Origin of the sequence: Caulobacter sp. SL161 (genome assembly GCF_026672375.1) — a bacterium.
GTDB lineage: Bacteria > Pseudomonadota > Alphaproteobacteria > Caulobacterales > Caulobacteraceae > Caulobacter.
The window spans coordinates 833,340-856,570 of the sequence record NZ_JAPPRA010000001.1 but is presented as its reverse complement, the minus strand read 5'-3'; the positions used below and the strand labels follow the sequence as shown (position 1 = coordinate 856,570).

Sequence of the window (23,231 nt, the reverse complement as noted above, 5' to 3'; positions counted from 1 at the left end):
TTTTGATCATGAGCCGGCCAGCGCTCGATGTTCTGATTGTCGAAGACGAGATGCTTCTCGCCATCGAGCTGGAACATCTGATCGAGGAGGCCGGTTTCCATTCGCTCGGCTGCGCCATGAGTTCGGACGAGGCCGTGACGCTGGCCCGGCAGTTGCATCCTGACCTCGCGCTTATCGATGTTCATCTCAGCGATGGGCCTACCGGTGTGGAGGTGGCGCGCAGGATCGCCAAGGATTGCGGCGGCGTCGCCCTGTTCATGACCGCCAATGTCAAGCGCTTGCCTGACGACTTCGCCGGCGCATGCGGGGTGATCGGCAAGCCCTATTCCGGACACGGGGTGAAGAGCGCCCTGGGCTATCTGGCCATTTGCTTGACCGTAGGACACGCGCCCGGACCGGCGCCGGCGGGCCTCACCCTCGCTCCGGCCTACGCAGACCGGTGGGGCGTGGTCGACACCCTGACTTGATCCGGCTGCTGGGCCTCGCGGCTCGCGGTTCCGCCGAACCCGGCATACCTGCCGATGTCCACCGCCATCCTCATGTTGAAGCGTCGGCTCGATCGCGCCGCCAGAGGATTCAGCGCCGTCGTTTTTGATGACAGGGGGGGCGGGGTCCGCTATCGAGGCGCCGCTCTTTTCCGCATCGAGGACCGCCGCCTTGACCGACGTCGCCGAGGAAGCTGGCTGGGCCACCGCCAAGACCCTGGCCGAGGCCCTGCCCTACATCCAGATCTACGACCGCGAGACGGTGGTGATCAAATACGGCGGTCACGCGATGGGCCAGGAAGATGTGGCCAAGGTCTTCGCCGCCGACGCGGTGCTCCTGAAGCTGCTGGGCGTGCATCCGGTGGTCGTCCATGGCGGCGGCCCGCAGATCAGCCGTATGCTCGATAAGGCAGGCGTGAAGTCGACTTTCGTCGACGGTCTGCGGGTTACTGACGAAGCGACGATGGAAGTCGCCGAGATGGTTCTCTCGGGCGCGATCAACAAGGAAATCGCCAACTGGATCACGCTGGCCGGCGCCGAAGCCGACGTGCGCGGCGTGGGCCTGTCGGGCAAGGACGCCCGTCTGATCACCGCCGAAAAGGTGACCCGGACCAAGAAGGACCCCGACAGCAATATCGAGCAGGCCGTCGACCTTGGCTTTGTCGGTGAACCGACGAAGGTTGATCCGCAGCTGATCGAGGCCCTGCTGACCTCGGAGCACGACTATATCCCGGTCGTCGCGCCGATCGGCGTTTCGCCGGCTGGCGACACCTTCAACATCAACGCCGACACGGTGGCCGGCGCGCTGGCGGGCGCGCTGAAGGCCAAGCGCATGCTCATGCTGACCGACATCAAGGGCGTGCTCGACGGCAACGGCGAACTGATCCGTGAAATGACGATCGAACAGGCGCGCGCGTTGATCGACACGGGCGTGGCCACCGGCGGCATGATCCCGAAGCTGGAGAACGCCATCCACGCGATCGAAGCCGGTGTCGAGGCTGTTGTCATCCTGGACGGCCGCCGCCCGCACGCCATGCTGGTCGAGCTGTTCAGCGAGCACGGCGCGGGCACGCTCATCAAGCGATGAGCGCGGACCTTTCCCACGTCGACACCTGGCTGTTCGACCTCGACAACACGCTCTACCCGATCGAGACCCAGTTCATGGGCCTCATCGAGGCCAAGATGACGGATTTCGTGGCGCGCGAGACCGGCTTGCCGCGCGACGAGGCGCGGGCCCTGCAGCATGGCTATTTCACCGAGCACGGCACCACCCTGGCCGGGCTGATGGCCAATCACGGGATCGAGCCCTCGCGCTTCCTCGACGAGGTGCATGATGTCTCGCTGGACTGCCTGACGCCTGATCCGGCCCTTCGCGCGGCGATCGCCGCCCTGCCCGGCCGGCGACTGATCTTCACCAACGGCTCGGTCGGCCACGCCGAGCGGGTGCTGGCGCACCTGAACCTGCGGGACCTGTTCTCCGAGCTGTTCGCGATCGAGACCGCCGACTATGTGCCCAAGCCGGCGCTCGCCACCTTCGACCGGATCTGCAAGCTGCACGACATCGATCCGCCGATGACCGCCTTCTTCGAGGATAGCGAAAAGAACCTGGTTCCCGCTTCGCGCCTGGGCATGACCACCGTGCTGGTCGGCCCGCACGCCGCCGCCTCGACCTCCGAACACGTCCATTTCCGCACCAACGATCTCGCCGAGTTCCTGAGCTCGGCGCGCCTGCAAGGAAGCCCCGCATGACCGCCGTGAGCCTGTCTGATCTGCAAACCGAGATCGAAGCCGCCTGGGAGGCCCGCGCCGAGGTCTCGGCCGCGACCACCGGTCCCGTCCGCACCGCCGTCGACGAGGCCCTGCGCCTGCTCGACAGCGGCGAGGCCCGCGTCGCCGAGAAGATCGACGGCGAGTGGTTCACGCACCAATGGCTGAAGAAGGCCGTGCTGCTGTCGTTCCGCCTGAACCCAAACACCGTGATGCGCTCGGGCGCCCTGGGCGGCGGCGTGGGTCCCTGGTGGGACAAGGTGCCGAACAAATTCGACGGCTGGGACGCTCCGCAATTCGAAGCCGGCGGCTTCCGCGCGGTGCCCGGCGCCATCGTCCGTCGCGGCGCCCACATCGGCAAGAACGTGATCCTGATGCCCTCGTTCGTGAACATCGGCGGCTATGTCGACGAAGGCACGATGGTCGACACCTGGGTGACGGTCGGCTCGTGCGCCCAGATCGGCAAGAACGTCCACCTGTCGGGCGGCGTGGGCATCGGCGGGGTGCTGGAGCCCTTGCAGGCCAACCCGACCATCATCGAGGACAACTGCTTCATCGGCGCCCGCTCGGAAGTCGTCGAGGGCGTGGTCGTCGGCGAAGGCTCGGTGCTCTCGATGGGCGTGTTCATCAGCGCCTCGACCAAGATCGTCGACCGCAAGACCGGCGCCGTCCACATCGGCAAGGTCCCGCCCTACAGCGTCGTGGTTCCCGGCAACCTGCCCGACCCGAACGGCGGTCCCAGCCTCTACTGCGCCGTGATCGTCAAGACGGTGGACGCTCAGACGCGGTCGAAGACTTCGATCAACGACCTGCTGCGGGATTGATCTCCCAAAATCCTCCCCCAAATGGGGGAGGCGGCCGAAGGCCGGAGGGGGAAGTTCGTCCTATCGGGCTTCCTCCCCCCTCCGTTCGCTTCGCGAACACCTCCCCCGCCAGGGGGAGGATTTAATGACGACCTACCTCGCCGCCTCATTCAGTTGCTTCTCGCTCTCGGCGGCGCCTTCCTTGGCGTCCTGCTTCAAGTCCTTACCGGCTTCCTTGAGCTCTTGCCCGGCCTCGCCGGCGGCTTCCTTGAGCTCTGCGCCCGCTTCCTTGGCGCTTTCCTTGATCGCCGTCCCGGCTTCCTTGACATCGGGGTCGTTGGCGATCTCATGGGCCGCGTCCTTCACGTCGGACGCAGCGGCCTTGGCCCCTTCCTTCACCCCGGCGGCGTGTTCTTGCGAACAGGCGGCGAGCGACAGGGCGGCGGCCCCGGCGGCGATCAGCATCAGCTTGGAGCGCATGGTCGTGCTCCTTGTTGGTCGGCTGGATAACGGAGCACCCAGGCCCCGGTTCCGACTCCGCTTTGCGTCCGAGGCTCGAGCCCGCTAAACCCCCGCCATGCGCATCGCCTTCCTCGGCACTCCCGATTTCGCCGTCACCTGCCTCGCCGAACTCGTCGCCTCGGGCCACGAGATCGTCGCCGTCTATTCCCAGCCCCCGGCCCCGCGCGGACGCGGCCAGGAGCTGAAGCCCTCACCGGTCCACGCCTTCGCCGAGGGTCTGGGCCTGACCGTCCGCACGCCGGTGTCGATGAAGACCCCGGAGGAGATCGAGGCGTTCAAGGCGCTGGACCTCGACGCCGCCGTCGTCGTGGCCTTCGGCCAGATCCTGGTAAAGGACGTGCTGGAGGCGCCCAAGCACGGCTGCTTCAACCTGCACGCCAGCCTGTTGCCGCGCTGGCGGGGCGCCGCGCCGATCCAGCGGGCGATCATGGCCGGCGATGCGGTCACCGGCGTCCAGGTCATGCGGATGAGCGAGGGCCTCGACGAAGGGCCGATCCTGATGTCCGAGCAGGTGGCCATCGCAGCCGACGACACCGCCGCATCCCTGCACGACAAGCTGGCCGCCGTCGGCGCGCGCCTGCTGCCCGTGGCCCTGGCCGCCATCGAGCGCGAGGTCGTCCAGGAAACGCCCCAGGCCGAGGAGGGCGTCACCTACGCCAAGAAGATCAAGTCGGCCGAGGCCCGCATCGACTGGAGCCGGCCCGCCGCCGAAGTCGATCGCCACATCCGCGGCCTCTCGCCCTTCCCCGGCGCCTGGCTCGAGGCGCCGTCGGAGAAAGGTCCTGTCCGCGTGAAGGCCTTGCTGTCGCGCGTCGAGGCCGCGTCCGGCGCGCCGGGAACGGCCTTGGACGACGCCCTGCTGATCGCCTGCGGGGAAGGCGCAATCCGCCTGCTCAAGGCCCAGCGCGAGGGCAAGGGCGTCCAGGACGCCGAAATCTTCACGCGCGGCTTCCCGGTCCCGGCGGGAACGGTCCTGGCCTGATGCCCCGCTACCGCCTCCTCGTCGAGTATGACGGCCGCCCCTATGCGGGGTTCCAGGCCCAGGCGACCTTGCCCAGCGTGCAGGGCGCGATCGAGGCGGCGGTGAAGGCCTTCTGCGGGCAGGACGTGCGGATCGCCGCCGCCGGCCGCACCGACACCGGCGTCCACGCCACCGGCCAGGTCGTCCATGTCGACCTCGAAAAGGACTGGCCGGCCCAGACGGTGTTCAACGCACTCAACGCCCACCTGACGCGCGAGGCGGTCTCGATCCTATCGGCCGAGTTGGCGGAGGGGGACTGGCACGCGCGGTTCTCGGCCAATGAGCGGCGCTATCTCTATCGGATCCTGAACCGCCGCGCCCCGCCGGCGCTCGACAAGGGCCGCGTCTGGCACATGAAGAAGGACCTCGACCACGAGGCCATGCACGCCGCCGCGCAGCATCTCATTGGCCTGCACGACTTCACCACCTTCCGCGACATGCACTGCCAGTCCAAGAGCCCGGTGAAGACCCTCGACGTCGCCCGCGTGCGGCGGGTGGGCGAAGAGATCCACCTCGACTTCGAGGCCCGCAGCTTCCTGCACCGCCAGGTCCGCTCGATGACCGGCACGCTGGTCGAGGTCGGCGCGGGTCGCTGGACGGTGGACGACGTCAAAGCCGCGCTGGAGGCCAAGGACCGCCGCGAGTGTGGGCCCGTGGCGCCGGCGGATGGGCTCTATCTGGTGGGCGTGGGGTACGGGGACTGACTTGCCCCCTCCGGGCCCTTGGCCCTCCTCCCCCATGGGGGGAAGAAGGATCCGGCGCGACCTTCCGCCCCCTCCGGGGGTGGACGACCTCGCAAAGCGAGGTCAGGTGGGGGCACGTGACCCGCCCTACAGCACCGAGCAGTTGGTGATCTGGCTGAACGCCTCGAGCGCCGCCGTGCCGACCACGCTGGTGCCGAACCGGTCCAGCTCCGGCGACCACACCGCGACCGTCGCCTTGCCGGGGATCACCGCGACAATGCCGCCGCCCACCCCGCTCTTGGCCGGCAGGCCGACGCGATAGGCGAAGCTGCCGACGCTGTCATAGATGCCGCAGGTCAGTAGCAGGGCGTTCAGGCGCCGGGTGAGGCGTTCGGGGAACACCGTCTCATGCGCGATCGGCGAGAAGCCGCCGGCGGCCAGCGGCAGGAAGGCCCGCGCCAGCTGGCGACAGCTCATGGAGAGGGCGCACTGGCTACAATAGGCGGCGACCACCGCCTCGGGATCGTGCGTGATCGTGCCCTTGCCCCGCATCAGGCTGGCGATGGCGCGGTTCTGCCAGGCGTGGGCCAGTTCCGAGGTCGCCACCGCAGGGTCAATCTCCAACCGCTCCCCGCACAGGAAACCGCCGAAGTCGCGGACCAGCGCCGCCGGATCGCGGGTGACGTCCATCAGCACGTCGGTCACCGCCAGGGCCCCGGCGTTGATGAACGGATTGCGCGGCACGCCCTGTTCGGCTTCCAACAGCGACAGGTGGTTGAACGGCGTGCCCGAGGGCTCCTTGCCCACCCGCGTCCAGGTTTCGTCGCCCAACCGGTTCAGGGCCAGCCCCAAAGCGAAGACCTTGGTTATGCTTTGGACGGAAAAGGCCTCGTCAGCGTCGCCGATCACATGCTCGCCGCCGTCGACCATCCGCACGGCCATGCCGAACTTGTCGCCTGGCACGGTCGCCAACTGTGGGATGTAGTCGGCGGGACGCCCCTTGCCGAAGTGCGGCCTGACCAGCACCGCCACCTCGGCCAGCACGTCGGGGATCGAGAGCGCCTTCATCCTCGTCCCCGTCGGCTTTAGGCGAAGGCCGCGAAGTAGCGGCTGATCAGGGCCTGGTAGGCGTCAGCCAGTTGACGGACCTCCTCGACCGGGACCCGCTCATCGACCTGGTGCATGGTCGAGCCGACGAGGCCGAACTCGACGACGGGGCACAGGGCCCGGATGAAGCGGGCGTCGCTGGTGCCGCCGGTGGTCGACAGCTCCGGCGCGCGGCCGGTGGCGTCGGTGACGGCGGCGACGATCACGTCCGTGAAGTCGCCCGGCTCGGTCAGGAAGGCCTCGCCGCTGATCTTGCACAGCGCGCTGGCTGTTCCGTCGAAGCCTTCCGCGGCCTTGGCGCACTCGCCCTCGATCCAGGCGGCCAGGTCCTTGCCCTTGTGGGCCGGATTGAAGCGGATATTGACACGCGCCTTGGCCGAGGCCGGGATGACGTTGGTGGCGGTGTTGCCGACGTCGATCGTGGTGATCTCCAGGTTCGACGGCTGGAAGCCGGTATAGCCCTCGTCCAGCACCCGCGCCTTCAGGGCCGACAGGATGTCGACCAGCACCGGAACCGGATTGGCCGCGCGGTGCGGATAGGCCACGTGGCCCTGGCGGCCCTCGACCGTGATCCAGGCGTTGATGCTGCCGCGCCGGCCGATCTTAACCATGTCGCCCAGCAGGTTCGCCGAGGTGGGCTCCCCGACGATGCAGTGGTCGATAATCTCGCCCTCGGCGGCCAGGGCCTCCACGACCTTGACCGTGCCGTCCTCGGCCACGCCCTCTTCGTCGCCGGTGATCAGGAAGCTGATCGAACCGGCATGCTCGGGGATCTTGGCGACGGCGGCGACGAAGGCGGCGATGGCCGACTTCATGTCGACCGCGCCCCGCCCGAACAGCACCCCGTCCTTGATCTCGGCTTCGAACGGCCCGGCGGTCCAGGCGGCGTCGTCGCCCACCGGCACCACGTCGGTATGGCCCGCGAAGCAAAGGTTCGGCCGCGCCGTCCCGCGCCGGGCGTAGAGGTTCTCGATCTCGCCGAATTTCATGCGGCGGCAGGCAAAGCCCAGGGCCTCCAACTGGCGCTGCAGCGTTTCCATCGCGCCGGCGTCGGCGGGGGTTACCGAGGGACGGCGGATCAGGGCTTGAGCCAGTTCGACGGGGTCGATGCTGACGGAAACGGGCGCGGGGCTGGTCATGGTGCAGGCTTTAAGCTTCCCCTTGCGTCCGCGCAAATCTCGCACGCTTGTTCCAAGGTAGGTCATGCCCAAGATCGATCTCGCCACCGCCCCCACTCGCGTCGGCACGGCCTATCCCACGCCGTTCAACCAGCCTTGCCTGCAGCGCCACCGCACCAAGCTGGGCGACGCGGTCGGGCTTGATCAGTTCGGCGTCAACCTGCTGCGCCTGCCGCCCGGCGCCTGGTCCAGTCAGCGCCACTGGCACACGGCCGAGGATGAGTTCACCTGGGTGGTCGAGGGCGAGGTGGTGCTGGTCGAGAATGACGGCGAGACGGTGATGCGAGCCGGCGACTGCGCGGGCTTCAAGGCCGGCGTCCCCAATGGCCACTGCTTCCAGAACCGGTCGGATCGGGACGTTCTGCTGCTGGAAGTCGGCTCGCGACGGCCCGATGAGGACGGCTGCGACTATCCGGATATCGATCTGGTGCTGCGCGACGGCGAGAGCGTCTACCGGCGTCGAGACGGGACGCCCTACGAGACGGATCAGGGGCGGTCGCGGTAGTCTGCCTAAGCCGCCCGACGCGCCTTCTTGACCTTGGCCATGGCGCGGTCGCGGCGCAGGCGCGAGAGGTGGTCGATGAAGAGCACGCCTTCCAGGTGGTCCATCTCGTGCTGGATGCAGACGGCGAACAGGCCCTCGGCTTCCTCGACGACCGTTTCGCCCTGGTAGTTCATGTAGCGCAGGGTGACCTTGGCCGGGCGCTCGACCTCGTCATAGTACTCGGGCACCGACAGGCAGCCTTCTTCGTAGCCCTGCAGGTCCTCGGACGAGGCCAGGATCTCGGGGTTCACGAAGTAGCGCGGCGCCTTGTCCTCGCCCTCGCGGGCCAGGTCCATGACGATCACGCGGACGGGTTCGCCGACCTGCACGGCGGCCAGGCCGATGCCGGGGGCGTCGTACATGGTCTCCAGCATGTCATCCATCAGAGCGCGCAGCTCATCGGTGACGGCCTCCACGGGCGTGGAGATCTTCTTCAGCGTCGCCAGGTCGGCGGCGTTATCGACGGTAAGGATGCGACGGATGGCCATGATGAGCGTCAGGTAGGCGTGTCATTTCCGAGCGTCAAGGTGGGGGATTGTCCCACGGCTGGCTCGGCGGTCAACTTCGTGAGGGGACGCACGCCCTGTTCGATCGCGGCGGGCTCGTCGATTTTCTTGCCTTCGTGGTCGACGGACAGGTCCTCGAAGCGGCGGGCCTGGGTCAGGACCTGGCTCTCCAGCGAGCCGACGAACTGGTTGTACTTGCCCACGGCGCTTTCCAGCGCCTTACCCATGGCGCCGGCGTGGGCGCCCATGACCGAGACGCGCTTGTAGAGTTCACGGCCCACCTCGACGATGCGGGCGGCGTTCTTGGCCTGGTCCTCGGCCCGCCAGCCGTAGGCCACGGCCTTGCAGAGCGCGAACAGGGTTGTCGGCGTCACCAGCACCACCCGGCGATCCATGGCCTCGGCCATCAGCTCGGGCAGACGGTCCAGGGCGGCGGCCAGGAAGCCGTCGCCGGGTACGAACATGGCCACGAAGTCGGGCGAGCCCTCGCCGGCGAACTGGTCCCAATAGGCCTTGGACGACAGCCCCTGCATGTGCGTGCGCACGCTCTGGGCGTGGCGGGCCATGGCGGCCTCGCGCAGGACCTCGTCGGTCGCCTCTTGCGCCTCCAGAAAGGCGTTCAGCGAGCACTTGGCGTCGATCACAAATACCCCGCCGCCCGGCAGGGTCACCTTGACGTCTGGCCGGCGACGGCCCTCGTCGCTGTCGACGCTGAACTGTTCCTGGAAGTCGAAGCGGCTGTTGAGGCCCGCAGCCTCAAGCACGTTACGGAGAGTCTGCTCGCCCCAGCGACCCTGCACGCCCGCCCCGCGACGCAGGGCCGCCGACAGCTTGCGGGCCTCGGCCTGGGTGGCGGTCGAGGCCTCCAGCAGGGCGGTGATCTGGGCCTTGAGGCCGCCGGTCTCTTCGGCGCGGGCCTTCTCCACGGCGGTGACCTGGGCCTCGAACTTCGCGAGAGTCTCGGCGACCGGCTTGAGCTGGGCCTCCAGCCGGGCCTCGGCCAGGCGCTCGCGGCTCTTGGCGTTCTCGTCGGCGCGCTTGATCAGCTGCTCGGCGATGGCGTTGGCGCTCTGGGCGGCCTGGGCCTTGATCAGCTCGATCTGGGTGGCGCTCTGATCCTCCAGCAGGCGATGGCGCTCCTCGGCCTGAGTCAGGCGTTCGGTCAGCAGCCAGGCCTGGGCCTCGGCCTTCGCGGCCCGGCGTTGCGCACTGACAGCCCATAGGCCGAACGCCACGGCGGCCAGGGCGAAGACGAGAGCCAGGATCAGGAACGGATCAGAAAAGTTCATGCTCCGTTCTTAGCCGGAGTCTGTCGATCCAGGAAGGGTCTAGGCCGGGCGACGCGCGCGCAGGGCCTGGGCGATGGTGCCGTCGTCCAGCCAGTCGAGGTCGCCGCCGACAGGCACGCCGCGCGCCAGCATGGTCACCGGCACATTGGTCTGGGCCAGACGGTCGGCGATGTAGTGAGCGGTCGTCTGGCCATCGACCGTGGCCGGCAGGGCGAGGATCACCTCGGCGACGGATCCATCCGCAACCCGGCCGACCAGCTCGCCGATCCGCAAGGCCTCGGGTCCAATCCCGTCCAGCGCCGACAGCAGCCCGCCCAGCACATGGTAGCGCCCCTTGAACGAGCCGCCGCGCTCCATCGCCCAGACCGAGCCGACCTCCTCGACCACGCACAGTAAGCGGCCATCGCGGGAGCCGTCGGCGCAGACCGCGCAGGGGTCGGTGACGTCCAGCGAGCCGCAAGTTCCGCAGGTGCGAACCTTGGCCTGGGCTTCAGCCATGGCGGTGGCCAGCGGCGCCAGCAAGGTGTCGCGCTTCTTGAGCAGGGCCAACGCCGCCCGCCGGCCCGAGCGCGGTCCTAGGCCTGGCAGCTTGGACAGCAGGGCGATCAGGCGCTCGATCTCGGGTCCGGCGGAGGCGGCCATCAGGTCCTTCGGATAGGCGGTGCGCCCGCCTCGCCCTTCGACAAGCTCAGGGTGAGGCGGAGGGTCGGCTCAGTAGACATCCTCACCCTGAGCCTGTCGAAGGGCGAGGATGGCGGCTCCACCGCGTCAGAACTTCATCCCGGGCAGGCCGCCCATCAGGCCCGCCATCGGACCGGCGGCGTCCTGCATCATCTGGGCCTGCTTGGCGTCGAGCTTCTTCTTGGCGTCGGCGTGGGCGGCGACGATCAGGTCAGCGATCACCTCGCCCTCGCCGGGCTCGATCAGACTTTCGTCCAGCACCACCTTGGCCAGCTCGCCCGTGCCCTTCAGGACAACGGTGACCATGCCGCCGCCCGAGGTCCCCTCGACCGTGCTCTCGGCCAGACGCGCCTGGGCGTCCTGAAGCTTCTGTTGCATGGCCTGGGCCTGCTTCATCAGGCCGCCGAGGTCTTTCATGGTCTTGGTCTCCAAACCTACTTGTCATCCCGGCGAAAGCCGGGACCGCCGGATACGCCGGCGCTCGCCGTGGTCCCGGGTCTGCGCTGCGCTGGCCCGGGATAAAAGCTTCCTTTGTCAGCCCTCTTCCTCGTCCGGCTCCAGCGGGGCCGTCTCGGGGGTGAGGATCTTGCGGATTTCGACGATCTCGGCGCCCGGGAAGGCCGACAGCACCGAGGCCACGAAGGGGTCCTGCTTGATGGCCTCCAGCGCCTCGCGCTCCTCGCGCTTCTGGCGCTCCATCAGGCTTTCGGCCCCGCCGCCGCCTTCGGCCGCCACCAGCCACGGCTGACCGGTATGTTCCTTCAGGAAGCGAACCAGGCGTCCCGCCAGGTTGCCGGGCGCGCCGGGCGCGGCCTCGAAGGTGAGCGCGCCGGGGCGGAAATTGATCGGGCGGACATACTGCTCGACGTCCAGCCGCAGGCCGATGTCGCGCTTGGCGGCGATCAGCGCCATGACGTCGTCGAACGAGGCCAGCACCGGCATGGCCTGGGCGCCGGGCGCGGCCATCATCACCGGAGACTGGGCCGAGGCCGTCGCCCCGCCCGCGCCACCGCCGCCGATCGCAACGCCACCGCCCGGGCCGCCACCACCCACAGGCGCGCCGTCGCGCAGGGCCTTGAGCGCCTCCTCCGGACCGGGCAGGTCGGCGGCGTAGCAGAGGCGGATCAGCGCCATCTCGGTCGCGGCCATGGCGTCGGGCGCGCGCCGCACCTCGTCATGGGCCTTCAGCAGCATCTGCCACAGGCGCGAAAGCGTTCCGGCCGAAGTGTGGGCGCCGATGGCGGCCAGGCGCGCGGCCTGTTCCTTGGGCATCGACAGGGCGTCAGGCCCCAGCGCCTTGGACACCGCCGAGGCGTGGCAGTGGTCCAGCACATCGAGCATGACCACCGCCGGATCGGCCCCGAAGCCCCACAGGGCGCGGAAACCTTCCAGCGCCTCCTTGGTCTTGCCGGCCATCACATGTTCGTAGAGGGCGATGGTCTGGCTGCGGTCAGCCAGGCCCAGCATGTCGCGCACCACCGTCGAGGTGACCGTCTGGCCGCGCTCGGTCTGGACGATGGCCTGGTCCAGCAGCGAGAGGCCGTCGCGCACCGAGCCCTCGGCGGCGCGGGCGATCAGGGCCAGCGCATCCATCTCGATCCGCGCGCCTTCCTTGGCCGAGATACGGTCGAAGTGCTTGACCAGCACGTCCGGCTCGACCCGGCGCAGGTCGAAGCGCTGACAGCGCGACAGGATCGTCACCGGAACCTTGCGGATCTCGGTGGTGGCGAAGATGAACTTGGCGTGTGGCGGCGGCTCTTCCAGCGTCTTCAGCAGCGCGTTGAACGCCGCCGTCGACAGCATGTGCACTTCGTCGATGATGTAGACCTTGTAGCGCGCCTCGACCGGGGCGTAGCGCACCCCGTCCAGAAGCTCGCGCATCTCGTCGACCTTGGTGCGCGAGGCGGCGTCGAGTTCCAGCACGTCCATGTGCCGCCCCTCGATGATCGAGCGGCAGTGATAGCCTTCGACGGTGAGGTCGACCGAGGGGCCCTTCGCCGTGTCGGTCTCGTAGTTGAGCGCCCGGGCCAGGAGGCGCGCGGTCGTGGTCTTGCCGACGCCCCGGACGCCGGTGAGCATGAAGGCGTGGGCGATGCGGCCGGTCGAGAACGCGTTGGCCAGGGTGCGGACCATAGCCTCCTGGCCGATCAGGTCCTCGAAGGTGCGCGGACGGTACTTGCGCGCCAGAACCGTATAGGCGTCGCCCTTCTCGCCCTCGGACGGGGTTTCGACCACGGGGCGCGCCTCGGCGACCGGCGCCGGCGCATCGCCGAAGATGTCGGCGGTGTTCTCGTCCCGCTCGGCGGGCGCCTCGTCCCACGGCGGCGCGGAATCAGGCGAGAGGTCGTCGTGGTCGGCCATGGCGCAGAGTGTAGTGGGGCGGAGGGCGCAGCAAAAGCCTCGCGCCCAAGTGCGCGCGCATCTGCTGACAGAATTTCGAGGAAAATGAGGTGGAGACCGGCAGACGACCCAGAGGTGATCTCGTTGTGGCTGCTGCCTCTCGGCCCTGACCAGGTTGGCGAGGACTCCGTCCGCGCCGATCTCCGAGGCCTATATCGCGACTCATCGCGCAGGATGCAAGGCTGACGAGTCATTCCGCTCACGCTACAGAGTGGCGCATGCCTCTTTCGATCATCACCAACACCTTCGCCGGCAACCCCCTGGACCGTGACAGCGAGCGGCGCGGCGACGAAGCCTTCCTCGCCGAAAAGCTGGCCGATCCCGAGTCGCTGGCTGTCGCGCTGTGGAACGGCAAGCCGCTGGTCGAGGAGATCCTCGGCGAGGACGGCAAGCCCACGGGCGTGCAGATCGCCTATCTCCGAGCCGACATGGCCCAGGACCTGGCCGGCGGGAGCGAGAAGCTGCTGTATCTGGGCCTCTGGAAAGATATCGCGGTGTTCGCCGTGGACATCGAGGGCGCGGCCGATCCGGCCGAAGGTCCCCTGCAGGGCCTGGGTCGTTTCGAAGAGCTGCGCGGCGCGGCCGCCTCCATGCCGCCGGCCGACGCCGGCATCCTGGCCACCGCCAAGTCCATGTTCGAGTGGCGCCGTCGCCATCGCTGGTGCAGCGCCTGCGGCCAGAAGACCGAGGTCTCGGACGGGGGCTGGAAGCGGGTCTGCCCGTCCTGCGACGCTGAACACTTCCCGCGCACCGATCCGGTGGCGATCATGCTGGCGATCCATGACGGCAAGTGCCTGCTGGGCCGCCAGGCGATGTGGCCCAAGGGCATGTTCTCGGCCCTGGCCGGCTTCATTGAGCCCGGCGAGACCATCGAGGAGGCCTGCGCCCGCGAGCTGCAGGAGGAGGCCGGCCTCAAGGCGACGGCCGTGCGCTATCACTCCAGCCAGCCCTGGCCTTGGCCCAGCTCGCTGATGATGGGCCTGATCGCCGAGGTCGACAGCGACGAAGCCGCGCCGGACCAGACCGAGCTTGAGGAAGTCCGCTGGTTCACCCGCGAGGAAGCCCGGCAGCTGATCAAGGGCGAGCTCGAGGGCCTCTTCGCCCCGCCGCCCCTGGCCATCGCCCACCAGCTGATCAAGGCCTGGGCCGAGGAGGCGTAAAACCTCTGGACTGCCCCAGCGGCGCCTCCCGTTCAGTTCGCATCGAGCCCGGCCAGCAAGACCGGCGATGTGAACTGAACATGGGAGGGCCCAATGGCCGAAGCCTACATCATCGACGCCTGCCGCACCCCGCGCGGCATCGGCAAGGTCGGCAAGGGAGCCCTGGCCGACTTTCACCCGCAGCACCTGGCCGCCACGGTCCTGAAGGCCCTGGCCGAGCGTAACGGCCTCAACACCGCTGAAGTCGACGACATCATCTGGGGCACCTCCAGCCAGCGCGGGTCGCAGGCGGGGGACCTTGGTCGGATGGCGGCGCTGGACGCCGGCTATGACGTCCGCGCCAGCGGCGTGACCCTGGACCGCTTCTGCGGCTCGGGCATCACCACGGTGAACCTGGCGGCGGCCTCGATCATGTCTGGCATGGAGGACCTGGTCATCGCCGGCGGGACCGAGATGATGTCCTACACCTCGGCCACCGCGAACCCGACCGCGCCGCCGATGCTGGACAGCGGCAACCTGCGCCTGCGCGCCCGTCATCCGCAGTCGCACCAGGGCGTCTGCGCCGACGCCATCGCCACGCTGGAGGGGATCACCCGCGCCGATGTCGACGCCCTGGCCCTGGAGAGCCAGCGCCGCGCCGATCTCGCCATCAAAGGCGGTCACTTCGACAAGAGCCTGATCCCGGTGCTGCGCGACGACGGCTCGGTGGCGCTGGACCACGAGGAGTTCCCGCGTCCGCAGACCACCGCCGAAGGGCTGGCCAGCCTGAAGGCCTCGTTCGCGGCCCTGGCCGAGATCCCGGTTGACGAGGCGGGCAACACCTATGGCGGGCTGATCCGCAAGGTCTATCCGGACCTGAAGATCCAGCACATGCACCACGCGGGCAACTCGTCGGGCGTGGTGGACGGCGCGGCGGCGGTGCTGCTGGCCTCGCCGGCCTACGCCCAGCGCAACGGCCTCAAGCCGCGGGCCAAGGTCATCGCCATGGCCAATGTCGGCGACAGCCCGACCCTGATGCTGAACGCCCCGGTCCCGGCCGCGCGCAAGGCCCTGGCCAAGGCCGGCCTGACCGTCGACGACATCGATCTGTGGGAAATCAACGAGGCCTTCGCAGTCGTCGCCGAGAAGTTCATTCGCGACCTGAAGCTCGATCGCGACAAGGTCAATGTGAACGGCGGCGCCATGGCCCTGGGCCACCCGATCGGCGCGACCGGCTCGATCCTGATCGGCACGATCCTCGACGAGCTGGAACGCCGCGACCTCAAGCGCGGCCTGGTGACCATGTGCGCCGCCGGCGGCATGGCCCCGGCGATCATCATCGAGCGGGTGTAGGGGGCGGCGACGTAGCGCCCCCTCCGTCTCGTCGCTTCGCGCCGATCCACCTCCCCCGTTCTACGGGGGAGGAGTTAGTCCTCCTCACCCGCGAAGCGGGGGAGGTGTCGCGATGCTTACACGCATCGTGACGGAGGGGGCGCTTTAGAGCCTTACCGGAACGGCGGCTCGTCGAAGGCGCGGAGCTTGCGTGAGTGCAGGTTCGGGCCTTCGGCGTACAGCAGCTTGCAGGCCAGGATGCCGATCTGCAGGTGCTGGCTGATCGCCCGCTCGTAGAAGGCGTTGGCCTGGCCGGGCAGCTTGATCTCGCCGTGCAGCGGCTTGTCCGACACGCACAGCAGCGTCCCGTACGGCACCCGGAAGCGGTAGCCCTGGGCCGAGATCGTGGCGCTCTCCATGTCGATCGCCACCGCGCGGCTCTGGTTGAAGCGCAGGGCCGAGAGGCTGTGGCGCAGTTCCCAGTTGCGGTCGTCGGTGGTGACGACCGTGCCCGTGCGCAGGCGCTTCTTCAACTGGTCGCCGCTGTCACCGCTGATCGCCTTGGCCGCGTCGTAGAGGGCGCGCTGCACCTCGGCGATCGACGGCACCGGGATTTCGGGCGGCAGCACCGCGTCCAGCACGTGGTCGTCGCGCAGATAGGCATGGGCCAGGACGTAGTCGCCGATGGTCTGGGTGTCGCGCAGGCCGCCGCAGTGACCGATCATCAGCCAGGCTTGCGGACGCAGCACCGCCAGGTGATCGCAAATCGTCTTGGCGTTGGAGGGGCCGACGCCGATATTGACCAGGGTCACCCCCGAGCCGCCCGGGGCCATCAGGTGGTAGGCCGGCATCTGGTGCTTGCGCCAGGTCGACTCCGCCACCGCCAGCTCTGGATTGACCGTGTTGGCGGTGATGGTCAGGCCGCCTGCGCACGACAGCGCGGTGTAGGGGCTGTCCGGCAGCTTCAGCTGCTCGATACCCCAGCGGACGAACTCGTCGACATAGCGGTTGTAGTTCGTGAACAGGATGAACTGCTGCACGTCCTCGGACGGGGCGCCGGTGTAATGCTTGAGCCGCGCCAGCGAGAAGTCGGTGCGCAGGCCGTCGAACAGCGACAGCGGATGATTATCCTCCAGCACCGAGTTCCAGAGGCCGTCGGCGATCTCGTCGCCGATGAAGGCCAGGTCCGTGGTCGGGAAGAAGCGGGCGATGTCCTCGCTGCGCACGTCGGCCTGGTTCAGGTCGATCGTGGCGTCCAGCACATACGGATAAGGGATTTCCTGGCGCGAGCGGTCGATCTCGATCTCGACCTCGAAGTCGTCCATCAGGAGCGTCAGCTGCTCGACCAGATAGTCGCGGAACTGGGCGGGCCGGGTGACCGTCGTCGCATAGACGCCCGGACGGCTGACGCGGGCGTAGGAGCGGGCCAGTTTCGGCGGCAGCGCTTCGGGGTCGTAGGTCAGGCGCAGCTCGGGATAGGCGAAGGTCCCGTCGAAGCGGGCGGCCGGATCCGGGCGGGTTCCATCTTCGAGATAGGCGCGGAGCGCGTCGCGCAGAGCGCCGACGGCGCGTTCGTATTCGTCATTGAGCCGTTCGACGACGGCGATTGCTTTTTCTTGGTTTGACATGGCGCCTTATAGCGACGTTTTGCGAACTTGGCGAGACGGTCGGGCGACGCAAATAATAAAATTATTACTTGATGAACTCCCGACTGCCGACCTCCTCTGTGTGCGCCGCCTTATGCGCTGATCGTTGGGAGCTTGGGGGCGACCAGATGACCCGCGCCACGGATCGCTCGACGCTTGGACGGCTGATGACCTCGACGCGGCGTTGACGCCTCCAATCATGGCTCGGCGCGTTAAGAGCATGGACGAACCCGCTTGCGTCGGCCACAAGGGCTGAAATGCTCAACGAAGGAGCCAATGGCGGCGCGGGCGTTCTCGCGCGTCGTTCCTTCCGACAACCAGAACAAGCCGTCGACGCCCAAGTGAGGCGCCAGGGGGACTAGATGAATAAACGCTTCGCCTATCTGATCATCGGCTCGATGATCCTGGGGGTGCTGGTCGGTTGGACCTGCAATCAGTTTCTTGACCCGGCCGGCGCCAAGTCGGCCGCGGATAACCTGTCGATCATCACCGATATCTTCCTGCGTCTGATCAAGATGATCATCGCCCCGCTGGTCTTCACGACTCTGGTGGCCGGCGTCGCGCACATGGAAGACGCCGCCGCAGTCGGCCGGATCGGCGCCAAGACCATGACCTGGTTCATCGGCGCCTCGGCGGTGTCGCTGGTGCTGGGGCTTCTGATGGTCCACCTGCTGGATCCGGGCGCGGGCCTGAACATGGCCCATGTCGATGTGGCGATGAAGACCTCGGCCTCGACCGACGCCTTCACCCTGAAGGGCTTCATCACCCACCTGGTGCCGACCTCGATCTTCGACGCCATGGCCAAGAACGAGATCCTGCAGATCGTGGTGTTCTCGCTGTTCGTCGGCACCGCCGTGGCGGCGCTGGACGACAAGGCCCCGCAGATTCTGGAACTGGTCGAGCAGGCCGCCCAGATCATGCTGAAGGTCACCGGCTTTGTGATGAAGCTGGCCCCGCTGGCCATCTTCGCGGCCCTGGCCTCGACCATCGCCACCCAGGGCCTGGGCATGCTGGCCACCTATGGCAAGTTCGTGCTGGGCTTCTATTCGGCGATGGGCGTGCTGTGGGCGCTGCTGTTCCTCGCCGGCCTGCTGGTGCTGGGCAAGCGGGTGATCCCGCTGTTCGGCGTCATCCGCGACCCCGTCCTGCTGGCTTTCTCGACCGCGAGCTCGGAAGCGGCCTATCCGCGCATTCTCGACAGCCTGCCCAAGGTGGGCGTGCGCCGCCGGATCGTGTCGTTCGTGCTGCCGCTGGGCTACTCGTTCAACCTCGACGGCTCGATGCTGTACTGCACCTTCGCCACGATGTTCATCGTCCAGGCGCACGGCGTCGAGCTGACGGTCCAGCAGCAGATCTTCATGCTGCTGCTGCTGATGGTGACCTCCAAGGGTATCGCCGGGGTGCCGCGCGCCTCGCTGGTGGTGATCATGGCCACCCTGACCTATTTCGGCCTGCCGGAGGCCTGGATCGCGCTGGTGCTGGGCGTCGATCATCTGCTGGACATGGGCCGCAGCGCCACCAACGTCGTCGGCAACAGCGTCGCCGCTGCGGTCGTGGCCAAATGGGAGGGTGAGCTGGACGACATCCCGCCCGAAGGGGAAGCCGCCAAGGCCTGATCCCCGCGATCCCGGCCGCTTGAAATCGCCCGCTCCGCCTCGGCGGGGCGGGCTTTTTCGTGTCCAGCTTCAAATGTACAGTAAAAACTTGACAAGATCCGGAAGTGGCCCAATCTCATCTAGCGAGGGACTATGAGGACGACGTCATGAGCAAGATCTCCCCCATCGCGCGCGGCGCGCTGATCGGGCTGGCCATTGCGGGCTTCTCGGCTTCGGCCGCCCTGGCCCAGGCCCCCGCCGGACCACCCGCCGCCGCCAAGGCTCCCGCCAAGGACGGTAAGCCGGCGCGACAGTGCTTCTACCTGTCGGACTGGCGCGGCTGGAGCGCGCCGGACAAGAACACCCTGTACATGAAGGTGCGCGGTCGCGACGTCTATCGCGTCGACCTGGCCTATGGCTCCAACCAGCTGACCTGGCCCGGCACGCATCTGGTCTCGGTGGTGCGCGGCCCCGACAGCGTCTGCCATCCGCTGGATCTGGACCTGCGGGTCTCGGACGGCTTTGGCATGCCCCTGCCGATCCGCGCCAAGACCATCACCAAGCTGACGCCGGAAGAGATCAAGGCCCTGCCGAAGAACCACCGGCCGTAAAGCCTCGGCGGCGCGCGCGCCCTACAGCGCCGCCGCGTTCAGCAGCGCCACCACCATGGCGTTGGCCGGCGTGGCGATCCCATGGACGGCGCCCCGGCGGACGATGACGCCGTTGCGGGCGTCCAGCTCCATGGCCCGTCCCGCCGCGCGGTCGGCGTGCAGCGAGTTGACCGAGCCCGGATCGGCGGCGCGATAGCCGGCGATCACCTGGTCGGGCAGATCGTCCGAAAGATCCGCTCCCTCGGCCCGGCCGACGGCCAGGCACTCGCGCACGAGGCTGCGCATGACCTGCGCCGCGCCCTCGTCCTGGGCGATCCCGGCGGGCTTGAGCACCAGAGCGTTGACCGCACCGGCGCAGTTGAGCGCCAGCTTCTTCCAGGCCTCGGTGACGAAGTCATCGACGACGTGCAACTCGATCGGCGTGTGGGCGAAGAGGCCTGCGAAGGCCTCGCCGGCCGCGCCGGCCGGAACCTTGATCCAGCCGTTGCGCCGCTGCAGCATCCGCCCCGGCGCCGAGCGCTCGGCCGGGATGTCGACCACCGCCGGAACCAGCCGCTCGGCGGCGATCTTGCCCACGAACGGCTCCACGTGCTCGACGCCGTTGCGCAGGATGGCCACGCGGGTCTGCGGCCCCACCAGGGCGTCCAGCCAGCTCCAGGTCGCGTCGGTGTCGTAAGTCTTGGTCGTCACCAGCACCCAGTCGACGGGCGCGAGACTCTCCGGCGAGGTCGCCACGCGCGGGGTCGCCGAGATCGGCCCTTCCGGCGTCTCGACCGCCAGGGTCCCGAAGGGCGTGCGAACGCAGACGGTGACCGCATGGTCAGGATTCTGGGCCAGCCAGGCGGCGAGCGTTCCACCGACGGCCCCGGGGCCGATCACGGCGATACTGGTCATTAGGTGCTCCGCTCGAAACAAAACCCTCTCCCCTTGCGGGAGAGGGTGGCCCGGCGATAGCCGGGTCAGGTGAGGGGTCGCGCGGGCGGCGCCGTGAACCCCCCATCCGTCATCCTTCGGATGATACCTTCTCCCGCGAGGGGGAGAAGGACATCAGGGACTACTCCGCCGGGATCGCCTCAGCCGAGCGCTTCTTCATCATCTCGTCGAAGCTGGTCCAGACGCCGTCCGAACCGTGCCACTGGCCCTTGGTCGCGGCCTTGGAGTATTCGGTGGCGCGGGCCTCGAAGAAGTTGGCGTGCTCGACGCCCGACAGCAGCGACTGCAGCCAGGGCAGCGGGTTTTCCTTCACGCCGTACACCTCGGGCAGGTGCAGCTGGCGCAGGCGCCAGTCGGCGACGAAGCGGATATAGGCCTTGATGTCGTCGGGCGTCATGCCCTGGATGTCGCCGGCCTCGAAGGCCAGGTCGATGAAGTTGTCTTCCATGCCGACCACGGTCTTGCAGCAGTCGACGATGTCGTCGGCCACGGCCTTGGTCACCGCGCCGGTTTCCTTGTTGAAGGCGTGGTACAGCTTGATGATGCCGTCGCAGTGCAGGCTCTCGTCGCGGATCGACCACGAGACGATCTGGCCCATGCCCTTCATCTTGTTGAAGCGCGGGAAGTTCATCAGCATCGCGAACGAGGCGAACAGCTGCAGGCCTTCGGTGAAGCCGCCGAACATGGCGAGCGTCCGGCAGATGTCGGCGTTCGAGTCGACGCCGAAGGTCTGCATGTAGTCATGCTTGGCCTTCATGGCCTCGTATTCCATGAACGCCGAGAACTCGGTCTCGGGCATGCCGATGGTCTCGAGCAGCAGGGCGTAGGCCGCGATATGGATCGTCTCCATGTTCGCGAACGAGGCCAGCATCATCTTCACTTCGGTCGGCTTAAAGACCCGACCGTAGCGCTCCATGTAGTTGTCCTGCACCTCGACGTCGGACTGGGTGAAGAAGCGGAAGATCTGCGTCAGCAGGTTCCGTTCCTTGTCGTTCAGCTTGACGGCCCAGTCCTTGAGGTCCTCGCCCAGCGGCACCTCTTCGGGCATCCAGTGGACCTGCTGCTGCTTCTTCCAGAAGTCATAGGCCCACGGATAGCGGAACGGCTTGTAGCCGCCCGAGGGGGTCATAAGGCCAGGCAGGATCAGCGATGACGGAGCGGACATGACAGAGCCTCGGGCAGAATCGAGCGGACGCGATAGGATGCCTTACCCTACCAAAGCCGCTCGGTTCATCTAGTGGCGCCAGCGTCGCACCCCCACAAGATGTTGTGAGCGGGTGTGGATAACCCCGGAGTCGCCATGGCCGCCTATCGCCTGTTCAGCGCCCTCGGATCGGGCGGCGTGCCCATCGAGGCGGCCATGACGCTGATCGGCCTGCCCTACGACATCATCGAGGCCCCGACCTGGGAGGGCGAGGTCGAGCAGGCCAAGGTGGCGACGGTCAATCCGCTCAAGCAGATCCCGGCCCTGGTCACCCCCGACGGCGAGACGATCACCGAAAGCGCCGCCATCCTGATCTGGCTGGCCGACCGCTATCCAGAAGCGAAGCTCGGCCCCGCGATCGACGATCCGATGCGGGCTCAGTTCCTGCGCTGGATGACCTTCATCCCGGCCTCGATCTATTCGCTGTTCTGGGTGCGCGACGAGCCCGCGCGCCTGGGCGGGCCCGACCCCGAGGTGCAGGCGCGGATCAAGGCCGCGACGGCCGAGCGGATCGCCGACTGCTGGGCGATGATGGAAAGCCAGGTCGCGCCGCTGATGGACCGTCACAGCGGCCCCTACCTGCTGGGCGACACGCTGGGCGTGCTTGATCTCTATGTCGCGGTCGTCAGCCGCTGGGGGCCCCGGCGGGTGCGGTTCTACGAGGCCGCGCCGAGAATGGCGCAGGCCGTGCGGCGGGTGGATGCGGACCCGAGGCTGGAGGCGTTCTGGGCGGAGCGGTTCCCGTTCTTCGACGGGTGGGAGCGGTTGGGGCAGCAGGGGTGATCCTTTCATCGGACCTGATCAAAGCGTTGGAATCCGCCTATCGCGTCTTCGCCGATGCGCCGGCCCCCAAGACGCTTGAGGCTTCACCGCCAAGGGATGCCGAGGCGATTCATCGTATGCTGACCGGTCGCCCCCTTGCGGCTATCGCGAATGCTGACATCGGTCCTTACGCTGGTTGGGCCATCACCACCGTTGGTACAGGTAGGGACTATCAGCATTTCCTCCCTCGAATTCTTGAGCTCGCCGTCAACGACCCAAGCTGGATGGGGGCAGCCCCCGTCGCCATCGCTTCGCGTTTGGAGATGGCGGGCTGGCGGACCTGGCCAGCGCATCAGCAAACCGCCGTGAGCGCTGTCTTCACCGCCGCCTTCTCCTGGACGCTTGAGATTCAGATCCAAGATCCTCACGATTGGCTGGCCGGAATTGCCCTGATCGGCGGCGCCACGGAAGAGGCTCGTCAGGCGTGGCGCGTGAGCGAAAGCTTGGCCGCCGCGCAAGGCCTCGCCTCATTCGTCATTGACTGGCGATCGGCGGAGCAGGATGGCGAAGCGGCTCCGCCGTTCTGGACGGATGTCCCCAACCCTGAACGGTCCCGGACACGTGCTTGGCTGTTGAGCGACGAAACCATCGCCCAACTTCGTCGAAGCGTTCTAGCTTTCGGGCAAGACGAGGCTTGGCTGGTCCCGCAAGCCCTGGACGCCCTCTAGCCCCGACCGCCCCGGTCGGGTGCGATCCTTAAATCTCTTGGAGGCTGCAGCGTGCAGGGTTGATCAGGTCAGTCAAGGACGACGCTCGCGCGTCGCCGCGCGGCGGCCGCCCGTAGGGCGGTCCTTGAGTGACCTGCTCAGCCCTGCGATCGTCTCGCCGTGAGATGTAGGGACAGCTCCTTCTCGAGGGCGAAAAGTAGACGTCCACCCGAGGCCAACGGTCGCCCACACCCCCTGACATAAAGATATCTTTATGCGTTAATTGCTCGGAAGGGGTCTCGCGCGTATAAGGTCG

24 protein-coding genes, 1 other RNA gene and 2 pseudogenes are annotated in these 23,231 nt (G+C 67.7%); 15 read left to right on the top strand and 12 right to left on the bottom strand.

Annotated elements, in window-relative coordinates; all coding sequences use genetic code 11:
- The first annotated feature begins 8 nt into the window (after window positions 1-8).
- The 5 genes and pseudogenes from OVA11_RS04395 to OVA11_RS19775 all read left to right on the top strand — a co-directional run.
- Window positions 9-467 carry a response regulator gene (locus OVA11_RS04395; protein WP_268066345.1) on the top strand — a complete coding sequence of 153 codons (459 nt, stop codon included), beginning with the start codon at window positions 9-11 and terminating at the stop codon, window positions 465-467.
- 190 nt (window positions 468-657) lie between these two features.
- A complete protein-coding gene (gene argB, locus OVA11_RS04390) occupies window positions 658-1,572 on the top strand; it encodes an acetylglutamate kinase (RefSeq protein WP_268066344.1) in 915 nt (304 codons plus the stop codon).
- Window positions 1,569-2,234: a pyrimidine 5'-nucleotidase gene (locus OVA11_RS04385; protein ID WP_268066343.1), complete on the top strand. Its 666-nt coding sequence runs from the start codon at window positions 1,569-1,571 to the stop codon at window positions 2,232-2,234. Before argB ends, OVA11_RS04385 begins: the two co-directional genes overlap by 4 nt.
- On the top strand, window positions 2,231-3,076 hold the full coding sequence (dapD, locus tag OVA11_RS04380) for a 2,3,4,5-tetrahydropyridine-2,6-dicarboxylate N-succinyltransferase (protein ID WP_268066342.1): 846 nt from the start codon (window positions 2,231-2,233) through the stop codon (window positions 3,074-3,076). Before OVA11_RS04385 ends, dapD begins: the two co-directional genes overlap by 4 nt.
- Window positions 3,077-3,092: 16 nt before the next feature.
- Window positions 3,093-3,198: pseudogene (locus OVA11_RS19775) on the top strand (hypothetical protein); the annotation flags it as partial.
- A gap of 10 nt (window positions 3,199-3,208) precedes the next feature.
- Here OVA11_RS19775 and OVA11_RS04375 read toward each other — a convergent pair.
- Window positions 3,209-3,535, bottom strand: a complete 327-nt coding sequence (locus OVA11_RS04375; RefSeq protein ID WP_268066341.1) for a cell surface protein — start codon at window positions 3,533-3,535, stop codon at window positions 3,209-3,211.
- A 97-nt stretch (window positions 3,536-3,632) separates the two neighbouring features.
- Between OVA11_RS04375 and fmt the strand changes: the two genes are divergently transcribed.
- Together fmt and truA are read left to right on the top strand one after the other, a co-directional pair.
- On the top strand, window positions 3,633-4,559 hold the full coding sequence (fmt, locus tag OVA11_RS04370) for a methionyl-tRNA formyltransferase (protein ID WP_268066340.1): 927 nt from the start codon (window positions 3,633-3,635) through the stop codon (window positions 4,557-4,559).
- Entirely contained in the window at window positions 4,559-5,302 is a 744-nt protein-coding gene (gene truA / locus OVA11_RS04365; protein ID WP_268066339.1) for a tRNA pseudouridine(38-40) synthase TruA, read from the top strand. Before fmt ends, truA begins: the two co-directional genes overlap by 1 nt.
- 126 nt (window positions 5,303-5,428) lie before the next feature.
- Here truA and OVA11_RS04360 read toward each other — a convergent pair whose 3' ends face one another.
- Window positions 5,429-6,349, bottom strand: coding sequence for a glutaminase (locus OVA11_RS04360; RefSeq protein WP_268066338.1), 921 nt, complete (start codon window positions 6,347-6,349; stop codon window positions 5,429-5,431).
- A 17-nt stretch (window positions 6,350-6,366) separates the two neighbouring features.
- Window positions 6,367-7,527 (bottom strand): succinyl-diaminopimelate desuccinylase, encoded by a 1,161-nt coding sequence (gene dapE, locus OVA11_RS04355; protein WP_268066337.1) that lies wholly within the window; start codon window positions 7,525-7,527, stop codon window positions 6,367-6,369.
- A 64-nt stretch (window positions 7,528-7,591) separates the two neighbouring features.
- Here dapE and OVA11_RS04350 point away from each other — a divergent pair, with 64 nt between their 5' ends.
- Entirely contained in the window at window positions 7,592-8,071 is a 480-nt protein-coding gene (locus OVA11_RS04350) for a cupin domain-containing protein (protein WP_268066336.1), read from the top strand.
- 5 nt (window positions 8,072-8,076) lie between these two features.
- Here the strand turns inward: OVA11_RS04350 and def are convergent, their stop codons facing one another.
- The 3 genes from def to recR are packed head-to-tail and all read right to left on the bottom strand — an operon-like array spanning window position 8,077 to window position 10,547.
- Window positions 8,077-8,598, bottom strand: a complete 522-nt coding sequence (gene def / locus OVA11_RS04345) for a peptide deformylase (RefSeq protein ID WP_096032262.1) — start codon at window positions 8,596-8,598, stop codon at window positions 8,077-8,079.
- 8 nt (window positions 8,599-8,606) lie between these two features.
- A complete protein-coding gene (rmuC, locus tag OVA11_RS04340; RefSeq protein WP_268066335.1) occupies window positions 8,607-9,905 on the bottom strand; it encodes a DNA recombination protein RmuC in 1,299 nt (432 codons plus the stop codon).
- Between the two features lie 39 nt (window positions 9,906-9,944).
- Entirely contained in the window at window positions 9,945-10,547 is a 603-nt protein-coding gene (gene recR / locus OVA11_RS04335; RefSeq protein WP_268066334.1) for a recombination mediator RecR, read from the bottom strand.
- Between the two features lie 24 nt (window positions 10,548-10,571).
- On the opposite strand from recR, the pseudogene OVA11_RS19770 reads away from it, so the two are divergent.
- Window positions 10,572-10,658: pseudogene (locus OVA11_RS19770) on the top strand (hypothetical protein); the annotation flags it as partial.
- Between the two features lie 15 nt (window positions 10,659-10,673).
- Here OVA11_RS19770 and OVA11_RS04330 read toward each other — a convergent pair.
- The 3 genes from OVA11_RS04330 to ffs all read right to left on the bottom strand — a co-directional run bounded on the left by OVA11_RS04330 (window position 10,674) and on the right by ffs (window position 13,129).
- Window positions 10,674-11,003: a YbaB/EbfC family nucleoid-associated protein gene (locus tag OVA11_RS04330; RefSeq protein WP_268066333.1), complete on the bottom strand. Its 330-nt coding sequence runs from the start codon at window positions 11,001-11,003 to the stop codon at window positions 10,674-10,676.
- Window positions 11,004-11,120: 117 nt separating this feature from the next.
- Window positions 11,121-12,947, bottom strand: a complete 1,827-nt coding sequence (locus tag OVA11_RS04325) for a DNA polymerase III subunit gamma/tau (protein ID WP_268066332.1) — start codon at window positions 12,945-12,947, stop codon at window positions 11,121-11,123.
- 90 nt (window positions 12,948-13,037) lie between these two features.
- An RNA gene (gene ffs / locus OVA11_RS04320) (signal recognition particle sRNA small type) lies at window positions 13,038-13,129 on the bottom strand.
- 75 nt (window positions 13,130-13,204) lie between these two features.
- On the opposite strand from ffs, the gene nudC reads away from it, so the two are divergent.
- Window positions 13,205-14,146 (top strand): NAD(+) diphosphatase, encoded by a 942-nt coding sequence (gene nudC / locus OVA11_RS04315; RefSeq protein ID WP_268066331.1) that lies wholly within the window; start codon window positions 13,205-13,207, stop codon window positions 14,144-14,146.
- Window positions 14,147-14,239: 93 nt separating this feature from the next.
- Window positions 14,240-15,478 carry an acetyl-CoA C-acetyltransferase gene (locus OVA11_RS04310; RefSeq protein ID WP_268066330.1) on the top strand — a complete coding sequence of 413 codons (1,239 nt, stop codon included), beginning with the start codon at window positions 14,240-14,242 and terminating at the stop codon, window positions 15,476-15,478.
- 152 nt (window positions 15,479-15,630) lie between these two features.
- Here OVA11_RS04310 and OVA11_RS04305 read toward each other — a convergent pair whose 3' ends face one another.
- Window positions 15,631-17,085, bottom strand: a complete 1,455-nt coding sequence (locus tag OVA11_RS04305; RefSeq protein WP_268066329.1) for an AMP nucleosidase — start codon at window positions 17,083-17,085, stop codon at window positions 15,631-15,633.
- Between the two features lie 380 nt (window positions 17,086-17,465).
- On the opposite strand from OVA11_RS04305, the gene OVA11_RS04300 reads away from it, so the two are divergent.
- Entirely contained in the window at window positions 17,466-18,719 is a 1,254-nt protein-coding gene (locus OVA11_RS04300; protein WP_268066328.1) for a dicarboxylate/amino acid:cation symporter, read from the top strand.
- Window positions 18,720-18,865: 146 nt separating this feature from the next.
- On the top strand, window positions 18,866-19,309 hold the full coding sequence (locus OVA11_RS04295) for a DUF6491 family protein (protein WP_268066327.1): 444 nt from the start codon (window positions 18,866-18,868) through the stop codon (window positions 19,307-19,309).
- A 21-nt stretch (window positions 19,310-19,330) separates the two neighbouring features.
- Here the strand turns inward: OVA11_RS04295 and OVA11_RS04290 are convergent, their stop codons facing one another.
- Entirely contained in the window at window positions 19,331-20,203 is an 873-nt protein-coding gene (locus OVA11_RS04290; RefSeq protein WP_268066326.1) for a 2-dehydropantoate 2-reductase, read from the bottom strand.
- Between the two features lie 160 nt (window positions 20,204-20,363).
- Window positions 20,364-21,407, bottom strand: coding sequence for a ribonucleotide-diphosphate reductase subunit beta (locus OVA11_RS04285; protein ID WP_268066325.1), 1,044 nt, complete (start codon window positions 21,405-21,407; stop codon window positions 20,364-20,366).
- A gap of 135 nt (window positions 21,408-21,542) precedes the next feature.
- Between OVA11_RS04285 and OVA11_RS04280 the strand changes: the two genes are divergently transcribed.
- Both OVA11_RS04280 and OVA11_RS04275 read left to right on the top strand, forming a co-directional pair.
- The gene (locus tag OVA11_RS04280; protein ID WP_268066324.1) at window positions 21,543-22,229 is read left to right on the top strand and encodes a glutathione S-transferase family protein; all 687 of its coding nucleotides are present in this window, start codon (window positions 21,543-21,545) and stop codon (window positions 22,227-22,229) included.
- Complete coding sequence (locus tag OVA11_RS04275) at window positions 22,226-22,936, top strand: hypothetical protein (protein WP_268066323.1); 711 nt, start codon at window positions 22,226-22,228, stop codon at window positions 22,934-22,936. Before OVA11_RS04280 ends, OVA11_RS04275 begins: the two co-directional genes overlap by 4 nt.
- Window positions 22,937-23,231: the final 295 nt, after the last annotated feature.